Annotated in this window: 15 protein-coding genes and 1 riboswitch; of the genes, 7 read left to right on the top strand and 8 right to left on the bottom strand. The window is 71.7% G+C overall.

The genetic code is table 11. The features are described 5' to 3' along the window. The first annotated feature begins 526 nt into the window (after positions 1-526). Positions 527-742, top strand: a riboswitch (cobalamin riboswitch). Between the two features lie 125 nt (positions 743-867). Continuing rightward, complete coding sequence (locus D7147_RS05995; protein ID WP_120674442.1) at positions 868-1380, top strand: acyl-CoA thioesterase; 513 nt, start codon at positions 868-870, stop codon at positions 1378-1380. A gap of 3 nt (positions 1381-1383) precedes the next feature. Continuing rightward, entirely contained in the window at positions 1384-2010 is a 627-nt protein-coding gene (locus D7147_RS05990) for a LysE family translocator (RefSeq protein ID WP_120674440.1), read from the top strand. A 99-nt stretch (positions 2011-2109) separates the two neighbouring features. Here the strand turns inward: D7147_RS05990 and D7147_RS05985 are convergent, their stop codons facing one another. The 6 genes from D7147_RS05985 to D7147_RS05960 form a co-directional block, all read right to left on the bottom strand. Beyond that, on the bottom strand, positions 2110-2925 hold the full coding sequence (locus tag D7147_RS05985; protein WP_120674438.1) for an NAD-dependent epimerase/dehydratase family protein: 816 nt from the start codon (positions 2923-2925) through the stop codon (positions 2110-2112). A gap of 2 nt (positions 2926-2927) precedes the next feature. Beyond that, complete coding sequence (locus tag D7147_RS05980; RefSeq protein ID WP_120674436.1) at positions 2928-3344, bottom strand: cupin domain-containing protein; 417 nt, start codon at positions 3342-3344, stop codon at positions 2928-2930. 41 nt (positions 3345-3385) lie between these two features. Beyond that, the gene (pdxR, locus tag D7147_RS05975) at positions 3386-4783 is read right to left on the bottom strand and encodes a MocR-like pyridoxine biosynthesis transcription factor PdxR (RefSeq protein WP_120674434.1); all 1398 of its coding nucleotides are present in this window, start codon (positions 4781-4783) and stop codon (positions 3386-3388) included. 91 nt (positions 4784-4874) lie between these two features. Beyond that, a complete protein-coding gene (locus D7147_RS05970) occupies positions 4875-5759 on the bottom strand; it encodes an RNA polymerase sigma-70 factor (protein ID WP_120674432.1) in 885 nt (294 codons plus the stop codon). A gap of 100 nt (positions 5760-5859) precedes the next feature. Continuing rightward, positions 5860-6222: a sigma factor gene (locus tag D7147_RS05965; RefSeq protein WP_120674430.1), complete on the bottom strand. Its 363-nt coding sequence runs from the start codon at positions 6220-6222 to the stop codon at positions 5860-5862. A 40-nt stretch (positions 6223-6262) separates the two neighbouring features. Next, a complete protein-coding gene (locus D7147_RS05960; RefSeq protein ID WP_120674428.1) occupies positions 6263-6685 on the bottom strand; it encodes a hypothetical protein in 423 nt (140 codons plus the stop codon). Between the two features lie 193 nt (positions 6686-6878). Between D7147_RS05960 and D7147_RS05955 the strand changes: the two genes are divergently transcribed. The 3 genes from D7147_RS05955 to D7147_RS05945 all read left to right on the top strand — a co-directional run bounded on the left by D7147_RS05955 (position 6879) and on the right by D7147_RS05945 (position 8879). Beyond that, positions 6879-7478: a copper resistance CopC family protein gene (locus D7147_RS05955; protein ID WP_158609292.1), complete on the top strand. Its 600-nt coding sequence runs from the start codon at positions 6879-6881 to the stop codon at positions 7476-7478. 145 nt (positions 7479-7623) lie between these two features. After that, on the top strand, positions 7624-8382 hold the full coding sequence (locus D7147_RS05950; protein ID WP_120674424.1) for an SDR family oxidoreductase: 759 nt from the start codon (positions 7624-7626) through the stop codon (positions 8380-8382). Continuing rightward, positions 8379-8879, top strand: a complete 501-nt coding sequence (locus D7147_RS05945; protein WP_120674422.1) for a hypothetical protein — start codon at positions 8379-8381, stop codon at positions 8877-8879. Before D7147_RS05950 ends, D7147_RS05945 begins: the two co-directional genes overlap by 4 nt. A 24-nt stretch (positions 8880-8903) precedes the next feature. Here D7147_RS05945 and D7147_RS05940 read toward each other — a convergent pair whose 3' ends face one another. Further along, positions 8904-10148, bottom strand: a complete 1245-nt coding sequence (locus D7147_RS05940) for an RNA-guided endonuclease InsQ/TnpB family protein (RefSeq protein WP_199734090.1) — start codon at positions 10146-10148, stop codon at positions 8904-8906. Between the two features lie 26 nt (positions 10149-10174). Between D7147_RS05940 and tnpA the strand changes: the two genes are divergently transcribed. After that, entirely contained in the window at positions 10175-10591 is a 417-nt protein-coding gene (gene tnpA, locus D7147_RS05935; RefSeq protein ID WP_120674420.1) for an IS200/IS605 family transposase, read from the top strand. Here tnpA and D7147_RS05930 read toward each other — a convergent pair. Continuing rightward, positions 10490-12010 (bottom strand): low temperature requirement protein A, encoded by a 1521-nt coding sequence (locus D7147_RS05930; RefSeq protein WP_120674418.1) that lies wholly within the window; start codon positions 12008-12010, stop codon positions 10490-10492. The genes tnpA and D7147_RS05930 overlap by 102 nt on opposite strands. A gap of 153 nt (positions 12011-12163) precedes the next feature. On the opposite strand from D7147_RS05930, the gene D7147_RS05925 reads away from it, so the two are divergent. Further along, complete coding sequence (locus tag D7147_RS05925; protein WP_120674416.1) at positions 12164-12697, top strand: DUF1697 domain-containing protein; 534 nt, start codon at positions 12164-12166, stop codon at positions 12695-12697. The last annotated feature ends 18 nt before the right edge of the window (positions 12698-12715 follow it).

Below are 12715 nucleotides of genomic sequence, written 5' to 3'. Positions count from 1 at the left end.
GGTGATCGGGGTGATTGGCGCGCGGTGTCCCGGTTTGCGGCCCCGCGCGGCCCCTCGAATGGACCTTCACGCGGATCGGGCCGACACCCCCGGGGCAGAGCCCGGTCGTTGGGCACTGCCCGCTGCCTCTCCCGGCCTCGCAAACCGGACACATCGCGCTCATCGCCCCCTGCGCGTCGAAGATCGACTCGGTTTCCTTGACGTCGGGGTGTCCCGGCCGCGTGAATGGCCGACTTCAAGGAACCCGAGTCGATCACCGGTCGCGGCCGGGGTGATTGACGAACGATGTCCGGTTCATCGGCGGCGCGGGCTGGGGTGCGCCGCCCCCGGCTGGGCGGTTTGGTTCGCTCTCGGGGTGTGACCGGTGGCATCCTCGGGCCAGAATCGTGGCCGGGCCGCCGACGTTGAACACCCCACGACGGCCGTGGTAGCAGCCCACCGGCCCGGCAGGATGAACCGCCCCCGCCCGGCCGGGGATAGCTCACAGCCGACGTCCGCCCTGCCCGGTGGTCGATCGACGCGCGGTAGGCTGCCGGGTGGCGCTGGTTCGTCCGGTCGTGATCCGGCCGTACGTCGTAAGAGGGAATCCGGTGGAAATCCGGGACTGCCCCGCAGCGGTGAGTGGGAACGACCGCCGTCATCGGCACTGGGCTACCTGCCTGGGAAGCGACGGCCAGTAGAAGACCGGTGAGCACCGGTCACGCCCGCGAGTCCGAAGACCTGCCCGCGCTGCGCACACGAGGTGTGTGCGCTGCCGTCGACCTCGCGGGCGGGTCGGGCGGGTGAGGCGCCGCAGCCGTCGGCGCGTCCTCGACGTGCGCTCACCGGGGTCGGTGGTGTGCTTCCCGAGGACGGACGAACCACACTGTGCACGACACCATCACCCTCGCCGGCCGGCCGCCGTCGGCGTCCCACCTGACGCTGTCGCAGATCATGGACCAGCACCACACCAATCTGATGGGTACGGTCCACGGTGGCCGGATCCTCAACCTCATCGACTCGGTCGCCGGGGTCGTCGCCGCCCGGCACTCCGACGGGCCGGCTGTCACCGCGGCCATCGACGAGACCGCGTTCCTGCGCGCGGTCCGCGTCGGCGACGTCGTGCACGTCGACGCCCGGATCACCTGGGCCGGACGCAGCTCGATGGAGCTGGCGGTCCGGGTCACCGCGGACCGGTGGGACCGGGCCGTGCCGCCGGTCGACGTGGCGACCGCGCACCTGGTCATGGTCGCCGTGGACGACGCGGGCCAGCCGCGTCGGGTGCCGCCGCTGCTGCCGCACACCGACGAGGACCGGCGTCGCTACCGCGAGGCGGAGATCCGCCGCGAGCACCGGCTGGCGCTGCGGCGCGCCCTGCTCGGTGACGCCGAGGAGGGCTGAGACGTGCTCGGTCTCTCCGCGGCCGCCCTCGCCGGTTACCTCGCCGCGATCGTGGTCCTCATGCTCACCCCCGGCCCGGACATGATGTTCGTCCTCGCCAACGCGGCCCGCTACGGCGCCCGTGCGGGGGTGGTGGCGGCGCTCGGTGTCGCCGCCGGTGAGGCGGTGCACGTCACGGCGGTGGTGTGCGGCCTCGCGGCGGCGATCTCCGCCTCGCCAGTGCTCTTCACCGTGATCCGCTGGGCCGGCGCCGCGTACCTGGTCCTGCTCGGGGTGCGGGCGCTGCGCAGCGCCGGCGGACCCGCCATCGCCACCGACGGAGCGGACGCCCGGCCCGGCCGGGCGTTCCTGCGTGGACTGGTGACCAATCTGCTCAATCCGAAGATGATCCTGTTCAGCGTGGCGTTCCTGCCGCAGTTCGTCTCGCCGGCCTCCGGCGACGTCACCGCCCAGCTGGTGCTGCTCGGCGCGCTCTTCGTCGCGGTGCAGCTCACCGTCGACATCGCTCTCGGCGTGGGTGCGGGGCGGCTCGCGGGCCGGCTGGCCGACGGCCGCTGGGCCCGGCGGATCAACCGGATCTGCGCGGTCGCCTTCGTCGCCCTCGGGCTCCGCCTGGCGACGAGTTCGTAGGGCGCCCGCCCGGCACCGGGGGCGGTTCCGCACGGCGGAGCCGCGCGGGGGCGGCCGGGCCGTGGGCCGGGCGGCCGGTGCCGTGGCGGGGTGGACGGCTCACAGGGTGCTGAACCCCGTTCGCCAGGAGGGGTGCTCCGGGACCCAGCCGAGGTGCTTGCGGGCGTAGTGGTTGTTCGCTCCCCGGGCCCAGCCGTTCCGTTCGCCCTCGGTCGGCGCGGGCGCGGGAACCCCGGCGGCCGCGCAGAACGCGGGCACCCAGACGTTGCCGGCGGCGGGCTCGTCGTCGCAGACGTTGACCGTGCCGGTGGGCCACTCCAGGGCCGCCGCCGCGGCGGCCACGGCGTCGTCGACGTGCAGCAGGCTGGCGACGTCGGCGTCCGCGGGGAGCTGGCCCGCGGCGGCGAACCGGGCCATCAGGCCGTCGCGGGCGTACCAGGTGTCCGGGCCGTAGAGCGTGCCGTACCGCAGCACGACCCACTCGGGCGCCTCCTGCACGGCGGATTCGAGCGCGGCGACAGCGGCCACGGTGTGCTGCCTTGGCTCGACGGCGTGCAGGTCGAAAGGGGTCTCCTCCGTCGCGGGCTCGGCGCCCGGCTCGTACGCCCAGGTGATGCTCTGGGCCACGATCCGGCGTACCCCGGCGGCGAGCGCCGCGTCGACGAGGTTGCGGGTGCCGACCCGGCGCAGCCGCGCGTTGGCGGCGCGGTCACCGGTGCTCAGGCTGGTGAGCTGGTGCAGCACCGCGTCGGGCCGGACGTCGCGCACGGCGGCGGCCACCGCGTCCCGGTCGAAGACGTCGACGGCGAGCGGTCCGTTGCGGGCCAGGCCGACGACCTGGTGCCCCTGGGCGGTCAGCAGGGGCGCGAGTCGGCGGCCGATGACGCCGGTCGAGCCGGCGAGCAGGATCCGCATGATCAGGCCGCTCCGTCGGTCGGCCGGGGCGCCCTGCGGTCCTTGCGCGCTTCGAGCTCCTCGGGGCTCACCAGCACCAGCATCTCCTTGTCCGGCGCGCAGACCATGACGACCAGGAACTTGACCGCCTGGTCGGGCAGGTTGTTGGCCGCCTGGTAGTGGATGACGTCACCGCCGGGCTCCCAGAACGCCTCACCGGCCTTGATCACTCGCTCCGGCTCACCCTCGAGTTCGAAAATCATCTCGCCTTCGAGCAGGTAGCCGAAGACGGGACCGGAGTGCCGGTGCGGTGGCGAGCCGGGGTCGCCCGCCGGCATTTCGATGATCGCCGTCATCACGTGCGAGCCCGGTGGCAGCTCCGGTGGCATGACCGTACCCAGCAGCGTGGCTTCGTTGTTTCCCATCTTCATCTTCTGCATGCATCGAACGTAGCCCGATCCGGACCAGTGAAATGGACCGGTCAGGCAGCATTCTGCTGGACCAGTTGACCCAGCCGGGTCAGCGCCGTTCGCCAGGCGTGCGCGGGTGGCGCCGCGTACCCGAGGATCAGGGCCGCCGCCTGCCGCTCGTCCGCCGGCTCGTGCCAGTAGCCGCTGCCGTGCAGACCGGTCAGGTGCAGGCCCTGGCCGTGCCCGGCCCGGATCAGCAGCCGCTCCTGCGCCGCCGAGGCCAGCGGCAGCAGCGCGTGCACACCGGCCGCGATCCCCTCCAGCGGGGTGCTGGTCACCTCGGCCAGGCGCTCGGCCAACTCCGCCCGGCGCCGCCGGTAGATCAGACGCATGCGACGGATGTGCCGGTCGTAGTCGCCGTCCACGAGCAGGCCGGCCATCGCGAGCTGGTCGATCGCGGAGACCGCAGCGCCGGCCTCCAGGATCACCTCCCCCAAGTCGCGGCGCAGCGGCTCGGGCACCACGAACCAACCCAGGCGTACGCCCGGCGCCAGCGACTTGCTGGTGCTGCCGGCGTAGACGATCCGCTCCGGCGCCAGCGCCTGCATCGCGCCCACCGGCCGCTGGTCGTAGCGGAACTCGCCGTCGTAGTCGTCCTCGATCAGGAACGCGTCGTGCCGGCGCGCCCAGGCGATGAAGCGGTAGCGGTGCTGCGGCGCGAGCACCGCTCCGGTCGGATGCTGGTGTGCCGGGGTGAGCAGCGCGGCCTGACCCGCCGCCTCGTCCGGGTCGGCCCCGCCCGCGCCGACGGTGAGCGGGGTGACCGTCAGGCCCGCGGCCCGGAGCACCTTACGGTGCGGGGCCAGACCGGGGTTCTCGGTGGCGATGGCGCGTACACCGCGCCGGTGCAGCGCCCGCGCCAGCAGGGAGAGCCCCTGGGTGAAGCCCGCGGTGACCACCACGGCGTCCGGGTCGCAGCGCACCCCCCGGGTACGCGCGAGATAGTCGGCCAACGCCGCTCGCAGCGGAAGCAGGCCGCGTCGATCCGGGTAGTCCAACGCCTCGCGGGACGCCGACGCCAGGGCCCGACGAACGCTGCCCGCCCAGGCGGTACGGGGGAACGAGCCGAGGTCGGGAATCCCCGGCCGCAGCTCGATGACCGGGTCGGAGACCGGCGACGGTCGCGGGCTGCGCAGCAGGTCGGGCGGATCGTGCCGGACGTCCGCGACGCGGGTGCCCGAGCCGGCCGTCGACACCAGCCACCCCTCCGCCACCAGCTGCGCGTACGCCTGCACCACCGTGCCCCGAGCCAGGCCCAGGTCGGCGGCGAGGCTGCGGCTGCCGGGCAGGCGTGTCCCGGCCCGCAGCCGGCCGGTCCGGATGCTCTCCCGCAGGGCGTTCTCCAGCGAGCGGCCCGGGGATCCCGCACCTCGATCGAACTCCAGGTGCAGGTCGAGTGACTCCGTCACCGTCCAACGATCTCATTCGTGCGGTGGCTGTGGCAGGTTCGGTGACGACTCGCCAGGGTTCGGGGTCGGCGTATCACGGGGCCTCGACCGGTCATCGTCGGAACTGGGCCAGCTTCTCCGGGTTGAGGACGATCAGCACCCGCTCGATGCCCTCCGGTGAGGCGTCGACGGTGAGCAACGCGACGGCCGTTCCGGCCCGCGACGCGAGGATCGCGGCCTGACCGTTGGCTTCGACGATCTCCAACGACAGGTCGTCTCCGTACTTCCGGACCAGTCCCAGGATGTAACGCGCGACGTTGTCGCGTCCGACGATGGGCGCCGGGGCGGCCCGTACGGCGCCGCCGCCGTCGGCGTGGGAGGTGGCGGTCTCGGCGAGCAGCTCCTCGAGTTGGCCGAGGTCCCCGGAGCGGGCGGCGGCGAGGAAGGCTTGCAGCAGGCGGCCGTGGTCCGTACGGCCGACCGGATCGTGCCGCTCCTGCGCCAGGTGCGTACGGGCGCGTCTGCCGAGCTGCCGCGCGTGCGCCTCGCCGATGCCGAGCACCTCACCGATGCGGCGGAAGGGGTAGTCGAACGCCTCGCGCAGCACGTAGACCGCGCGCTCGGCCGGGGTGAGCCGCTCCAACAACAGCAGCACGGCGAGTTCGAGCGACTCGTTCCGTTCGGCCAGGAGCGTCGGGTCGGCGGAGGTGTCGACGGGCTCCGGCAGCCAGAGCCCGGGATAGCGCTCCCGCCGGACGCGAGCCGAGGTGGCGGCGTTCAGCGCGAGCCGAGCGGTCGCGGTGACCAGGAAACCGATCGGATCCCGCACCTGGCGGCGATCCGTCTGCTGCCAGCGGAGCCAGGCGTCCTGCACGACGTCCTCCGCCTCGGTGACGCTACCGAGCATCCGGTAGGCGATGCCGAAGAGCCGGGGACGGACCGCGTCGAACACTTCCAGCGCGTCGATCAACGTCTCCTCATGCCCTCGCCCTGCCATCTTCGCCGCCTCATCCCTTCCGTGCCTGAATCGAAACTGCCGAGCGTGATGTCGCTTCCGGTGGCTCCGCGCCCGACGGTGGATACCCCGCACGCGCGGACTACAGCTTCGGCACCTCCCGCCAGGCGCGGAACCGGCGAGGTGTCGGGCCCGCCGGATCGGGGCGGCCCGCCGGGTCGACGGCCCGGCCGCCCGCGTGCCGCGAGGATGAGTCGCGCCTGTCGACGCAGATCCGGACGAGGGTGCCGACGAGCCAGGTGAGCGGCCTGTCGATCCGCTCCTGTTCCTCGTCCGGCATCGTGTACCAGCGGGTGTACGTCTCCTGCACGGCGACCTCGGCCGCGCCGACCGAGTCGAGCAGGCAGTACGCGAGGTTGCTGAGCAGGCGCCGCTCGGCGACGACCGCGCAGAACGTGCTCGGTAGCGCGCTGGACCGGGGTGACCGGCGGGATTCGGGGACCATCAATCCTCCCAGGGTTGTCGCGGGGCCGGGTCGGACCGTGTCAGCCGGCGGCCGGAGCGCGCCGCGCCGCCCGGCGGTCGCGCAGCACCGTGAGCAGGATGATCAGCAGGCCGGCGAGCGCCACGGTTCCGTTTCCGATGGTGAGCAGGAGCGCCTCGCCGAGGGTGGCGTTCTCCATGTTCGCGAAGTGGTAGAAGAAGTGCGGCACCCCGAAGGTCGAGTAGGCCGCCGCGGCGGGGATGACGTAGTGCGCCTTGGGTTTGACCGCCGCGATGCCCAGCAGCAGCGCGATCGCCAGTGACGCGGCGCCGAAGTCGCGCGCGTAGTGCTCGCTGAACGGCGGCGTGAGGTCCACCGTCGGGAAGTACCTGTAGAAGCTCGCCGGCGAGATCGCGTTCCAGGCCCCGATCATGGCGTTGTCGACGAACAGGATCGCCAGGGCGATTCGGATGATGACGGTCATGAGTTGGTGCTCCTTACGCTGGCCCGGCCGACCTCCGAGGTGCCGCCACCGGCGAGCTGTCACCTGTTACGGACCGAGCGGCCCCCCGATTCGTGACAGCCGGCGAACGGCGAGCGCCGGCTGTCACGAATCGAGGTCCCCGCTCGGTCCACTTCCCGAACGGTGGGATCGGCCGCGACGGAGGGAGCAGGCCATGAAGAGGCGCGGCACGGCGGGTGGCATCGGCAGGTCGAGACCCGGCCGGGCTGCCCGCACCCGACGTACGGTCAGACTGCTCGTCACGGTCGCGCTCGCCGTGGGTCTCTCGCCGGCGCTCGCACCCACCCCCGTCTTCGCCCACGGCGCGACGCGGTCGATCGCGCCGGCCGACGGCGCGGCGCTGCCGGATGCCCCGCGACAGGTCGCCGTGGTCTTCGCCGCCGAGATCAGCCAGGTCGGCGCCGTCACGATCACGGACCGCGCGGGGCGGGACTGGGCCGGCGGCCGACCGGCGGTCCAGGGTGCGACCCTCACCCAACAGGTGGCGACGGGCATGCCGGACGGCGGGTACCGGATCAGCTGGCGGGCGACCTTCACCGACGGGCATCCGGTCGCCGGCACGTCCGAGTTCACCGTCGGGGCGCAAGCGGCGGCGGCCGTCGCCGCGAATCCGTTCCGGGCTCGGGTCACCTCCGGTGGACTCGTCGCCCTGCAGGCCGCCGCGGGCGCCGCCGTGCTCGCCCTGCTGCTCGCCATCATCGCGCTCGCGCGGGGTGTCTACCCGACCGGCGAGCGCGCGGACTCCACCCGTTAGTGCGGTTTGCCGAGGTTCGGCCCGGCCGAGGGCTCCGGACAGATAGGACCGACATGACAGCAGAGCGAGCAGTCCCCCGCCCGCCGTCGCTCCCGGCGGCGACCTGCCGGTGGCGTGACGCGAACGCGGATCGGGAGGTGGCTCGGTGCGTATCGCGGTAGCCGGCGGGACCGGCTGGATCGGACGGCGGGTCGTCGAGGCCGTACGGGCCGGCGGCCACGAGCCCGTCGTGATCGCGCGCTCCGCGGGCGTGGACCTGGTCCGCGGCACCGGGCTGGCCGAGGCGCTCACCGGGGCGGCGGTCGTGATCGACGTGAGCAACCTGTCGACGATCAGCCGAAAGAGGTCGGAGGAGTTCTTCGGCACCGCGACGGGCAACCTGCTCGCCGCCGGCCGGCGCGCCGGCGTACGGCACCACGTCGTCCTGTCGATCGTCGGCGTGGACCGGGTGGACATCGGCTACTACGTGGGCAAACGACGGCAGGAGGCGCTCGTGCTGGACGGCGCGGTGCCGGGGACGGTGCTGCGCTCGACACAGTTCCACGAGTTCGCCGCGCAGCGGATCGCACCCCGTGGACCGGTCGCGGCGGTGCCCCAGCTGCTCAGCCAGCCGATCGCGGCCCGCGAGGTCGCTCGCTGCCTGGTCGACCTCGCCGTGGCGGAGCCGGCCGGTCTGGTGCCGGACCTCGCCGGCCCACAGCAGCTGCGGATGCCGGAGATGGCTCGGCGGCTGCTACGTGCCCGGGGAAGTCGTCGCGTCGTCCTGCCGGTCCGCCTCCCGGGAGCGGTCGGCCGGGCCATGGCCGAGGGCGCCCTGCTGCCCACCGGCGCCGGCCCACGCGGCACCCAGACCTTCGACCAGTGGCTGGCGAGCCCGGTGGCGCAGAGCAGGCGGGGTTGGTGAGCGCAGGCCGGGATCCCGCCGCGCCGGAGAGCCACACCCGGGGCCGGCGGATCACCGCGTTGATCCGGATCGCACTGGCGATCATCTTCCTCGACGAGCTCGTCGTCGGGCTCTGGAACCAGACCTTCCCCGAGAACTTCTACGACAACTTCCCGACGGTCAGCCTCACGCCGCCGTTCAGCGAGCACTATGCGCGAGACTTCGGCGGCGCCACGCTCGGGATCGCCGTCGTCCTCGGCATCGCGCTCGCCGTACCCCGGTCCGTCTTCACCATCCCGGCGGCCGCGGCCTTCTCCACCTTCGCCGTGCCGCACTTCTTCTTCCACCTGACACACCTCGACCACGCCGGCCTCGGCGAGGCGGTGCTCCTCACGGCGGGCAACGCCGTCGTCGCCCTGCTCGGCCTGCTCGTCATCGTCCTGTCCCTCGTCCGGGACGCGGCACAGCGACGGCGGCAGCGACCAATCCGGCCGCCGACCGGAGCCGCCGACGGATAATCGCCTGTTGACGATCTCTCCGGCCTAAAGGACGGGGATTCCCTCCACGTTGCGTGTGGGACACGCGGCGTGCGGGCGGATTCCTGCTTCTCGACGTGAGGTCGGCCGCGGTGCCGGCACGAGTGCCGGTCTGCCCCGCGTTCCACAGGCGTTTGGGTTGTCCCAGCGTCCCTGGGCCAACACGTTGATCGCCGCGTTGACGTCCCGGTCGTGGACCGCGCCACAAGGGCATGTCCACGACCGGACGGACAGCGGCTTGGGTCCGTCGATCCGGCCGCACGTCGAGCACGTGCGCGACGTGGGCGCGAACCGGTCGATCTTCCCGAAGGTCCGCCCCCAGCGGGCGGCCTTGTACTCCACCATGCCCGTGAACGACGACCATCCGGCGTCGTGCACGGATTTCGCCAGCCGGGTCCGGCCGAGACCGACGACGCACAGGTCCTCGACATAGATCGCTTGATTCTCGCGAACTATCGTCGTGGACAGCTTGTGCTGCCAGTCCCGGCGGGTGTCGGCCACTCGGGCGTGCGCCCTGGCGACCTTGACGACTGCCTTCTTGCGGTTCTGACTCCCGCGCTGCTTTCGGGACAGGGCCTGTTGCAACCTTCTGAGCTTGCGGGCGGCGCGGCGCAGGAACCTCGGCGCGGTCACTTTCGTGCCGTCGGACAGGACTGCGAAGTGCGTCAGGCCCAGATCGATGCCCACCTCGGAGTCGACCGGCGGCAACGACTCGTCCGTGGTCTGCACGACGAACGAGGCGAAGTACCGCCCGGCCGCGTCCCGGATGATCGCCACCGACGACGGCTCCGACGGCAAAGATCGGGACCAGCGCACCTGCAGGTCGCCGATCTTCGGCAACCTGAGCCGGCCGTTGTCGAGCACCTTGAACCGGGAGTTCTTGGTGAACCGGATGGCCTGCCGGTTGTCCTTGCGCGACCGAAAGCGAGGCGGAGCGACCTTGCGGCCCTTGCGCTTGCCCGAGACCGAGGCGAAGAAGTTGCGGTACGCGGTGTTCAGGTCCGCGAGTGCCTGCTGCAACACCACGCTGGAGACCTCGGAAAGCCACGCCCGTTCGGGCGTCGCCTTCGCCTCGGTGATCAGGCGACGGGACAGCTCCCCGTCCGAGATGTACTTCTCGCCCGCCTCGTGGGCCCGCTGACGCAGGCGCAGCCCGTCGTTGAACACCACCCGCGCGCACCCGAACGCCCGAGCCAAACCGATCTGCTGGCCGGACGTCGGGTAGACGCGGAACTGGTACCGGAGCTGCACAAGAAGGCACAGTATCATCTTGGTCTATGCCTGACATTGACGATATCCGCACCGGCAGACACTGCGTTTTCGCGATGCACGTCCACTTGGTTTTCGTCACCAAGTTCCGGCACAACGTGTTCGCCGACCGGCACCTGACCCGCATGGAGGCGATCATGCGGGACGTGTGCGCCGACTTCGAGGCCGAACTGATCGAGTTCAACGGCGCAAACAACCACGTCCACCTACTCGTGTACTACCCGCCCAAGATGGCCGTCACCCGGCTGGTCAACAGCCTCAAAGGCGTCTCCTCCCGCCGGCTACGGCAGGAATTCCCCGACCTCGTGCACCACTACTACCAGTCAAACAAGCTGTGGTCGGGCTCCTACTTCGCAGGGTCCGTCGGCGGCGCACCGCTGACCGTCGTGAAGCAGTACATCGAGCAGCAGAACCGTCCCGGTTAAAGCACTGCTCGAGCCTTGACGGCCCTCCCAGCACGGGCCTGCACCCCCGGCCTCAAGGCCGGAGCACTGGGCCGCATTCCGGTAGCGGGGAAACGATCCCGCCGACGAGGCGCGCCCGCGTCCGGGCCGGTTCCCAGGCCGGGGGTGTCGGTGGTCCGGCCGCCCGGCTTCCGTACAGGATGGCGTCGACACCGACGACGGCTGCCAGCACCGCGGCGGCCATGGCTCCGACCGCGAGCGGTGGGAGGTGGACCGCGGCCGGCACCAGGAGTCCCATGGCGACCAGTCCGCCGACCCGGGGCCAGGAGACCCGGCCGAGCAGCTGGTACACGAACGTGCTGTTCCGGCCAGGAAGAGCATGGGCCCGCCGAGGATCGCGGCGAGCCAGACGAGCGGGACTTCCCCGCGCGGGTGTTCGATGAACAGCTCGTACCCGACCGAGGTGAGCACGATGGCGGCGACCATGACGAGGTGGGTGTGGGACAGCGCCAGTCCGAGTGCGTCCGGTCGGCGGGCGTTGGTCATCGCCGCCGCCAGCAGCCGGCCGGCCCGGTGGAAGTAGGCCCGCCACAGCAGCACGGTGGTCAGGAACGACAGCAGGAACGCGACCGATCGATCGAGGTCGAGCCTCGTACCACTGAACGTCGTGCCGAACACCAGGATCGACTCGCCGAGCGTGATGAGCAGGAACTGCTGATACCGCTCGGCCAGATGCTCACCGGCGAGCGACCGACCGGGCAGCCGCCACCGGCCGAGCCTCGGGGTGGGCCACCCGCTGACGAGTCCGGTGTAGTCGAGCACGATCGCCAGGGTCCAGAGCGCGGCCCGGGCCCACGGCGGGCCGACGAACGCGCCGAGCAGCCAGGGCACCGCGCTGAGCCCCAGCCAGAAGATCAACCGGTTGGAGATGACCGCTTCCGCGGCGTTGAGCAGCCGGAGGAAGAGCGGCCGGCCGACCTGGATCGCCACGTACGCGCCGGCGAAGAGGAGGCCTCGTTCCTCGAACGCCTCAGGCATGGCGATCACCATCACCAGGGCGCCCAACATGCTGAACACGACCACGATCTGGAGCGGCGGCCGGTCCGGGTCCAGCCGGCTGGTCGTCAACGCCGTGAAGGACCAGACCAGCCAGATGCCCAGGAGCAGCAGGATCGTCTGCCCCAGGCCGAACAGCAGGCCGGGCCGGCCCGCGTCGAGCTCGGTGATCAGCCGTTGGGAGACCCGGGTGAGCGCGAAGACGAAGACGAGGTCGAAGAAGAGCTCCAGAAAGGTGGCGCGCTGCGAGCTGGCTTCGCCGCGAACGAGCCGAGACTCTCCGGTGCCGGTCACCGCAGCCTGTAACCGCGGATGCTCACGCAGCCCCCTACCCGCGTCGGTGATCTGCCCCTCCAACGAGTTCGCCGCTCTCGCGGTAACCATCTCGGGCGGGGGTCGAGGGCTCGTCGTGCTTCCTGATCGGACCAGCGTGCCTGCACCGACGGTGGTGACTTGAGCTGAGTTCAACCCGAGTAGCCGATGATCCTGGGCCTTCGTTGCACCAGTATCGGCAGCGAGCTGCGCGAAAGGAGTGACATGGCCCGCTACGCGGTGCTGCTCCGCGGCATCAACCTCGGCAGGGCTCGGCGGGTCGCCATGGCCGACCTGCGCACTCTGCTCACCGAGGAGGGGTACGGCAACGTCGCCACGCTGCTGCAGAGCGGCAACGTGGTGCTGGACTCCGACCGGCCGCCGGACGAGCTGGGACCGCTGATCGAACGGGCGCTCGAGCAGCGGTTCGGAATGCCGGTGGAGGTGTTCCTACGCAGCCGCGACGAGATGGCCCGGGTGGTGGCGAGGAATCCGCTCGCCGCCGTGGCGAACGACGGATCGAGGTACGTCGTCTCGTTCCTGGCCCGGCCGCCCGACCGGCCGGTCGAGGAGGAGCTGGCCGGCGTCGATCTCGGCGCGGACCGCTACGCCGTCGACGGCACCGAGATGTACATCTGGTGCCCGGGTGGGCAGCGGGACAGCCCGTTGATGAAGGCCCTGTCCAGGATCAAGGGCGGCCCGCCGGCGACCGTGCGCAACTGGAACACGGTGGAGAAGCTCCTCGCCATGATGCGCTGAGCGCGGCACCCCTGACCT

This window comes from Micromonospora musae (genome assembly GCF_003626545.1).
GTDB classification, from domain to species: Bacteria; Actinomycetota; Actinomycetes; order Mycobacteriales; family Micromonosporaceae; genus Micromonospora; species Micromonospora musae.
Note: the sequence above shows the minus strand (reverse complement) of the source record. Positions and strands in the feature narration are given on the sequence as shown.

Bases quoted from the DNA above. Each gene is read 5' to 3' on its own strand.
- D7147_RS05985 (WP_120674438.1), bottom strand. From the start codon at position 2,925: ATGCGGATCCTGCTCGCCGGCTCGACCGGCGTCATCGGCCGCCGACTC.
- D7147_RS05980 (WP_120674436.1), bottom strand. From the start codon at position 3,344: ATGCAGAAGATGAAGATGGGAAACAACGAAGCCACGCTGCTGGGTACG.
- D7147_RS05970 (WP_120674432.1), bottom strand. From the start codon at position 5,759: ATGGCAGGGCGAGGGCATGAGGAGACGTTGATCGACGCGCTGGAAGTG.
- D7147_RS05965 (WP_120674430.1), bottom strand. From the start codon at position 6,222: ATGGTCCCCGAATCCCGCCGGTCACCCCGGTCCAGCGCGCTACCGAGC.
- D7147_RS05960 (WP_120674428.1), bottom strand. From the start codon at position 6,685: ATGACCGTCATCATCCGAATCGCCCTGGCGATCCTGTTCGTCGACAAC.
- D7147_RS05955 (WP_158609292.1), top strand. From the start codon at position 6,879: ATGAAGAGGCGCGGCACGGCGGGTGGCATCGGCAGGTCGAGACCCGGC.
- tnpA (WP_120674420.1), top strand. From the start codon at position 10,175: ATGCCTGACATTGACGATATCCGCACCGGCAGACACTGCGTTTTCGCG.
- D7147_RS05930 (WP_120674418.1), bottom strand. From the start codon at position 12,010: ATGGTTACCGCGAGAGCGGCGAACTCGTTGGAGGGGCAGATCACCGAC.
- D7147_RS05925 (WP_120674416.1), top strand. From the start codon at position 12,164: ATGGCCCGCTACGCGGTGCTGCTCCGCGGCATCAACCTCGGCAGGGCT.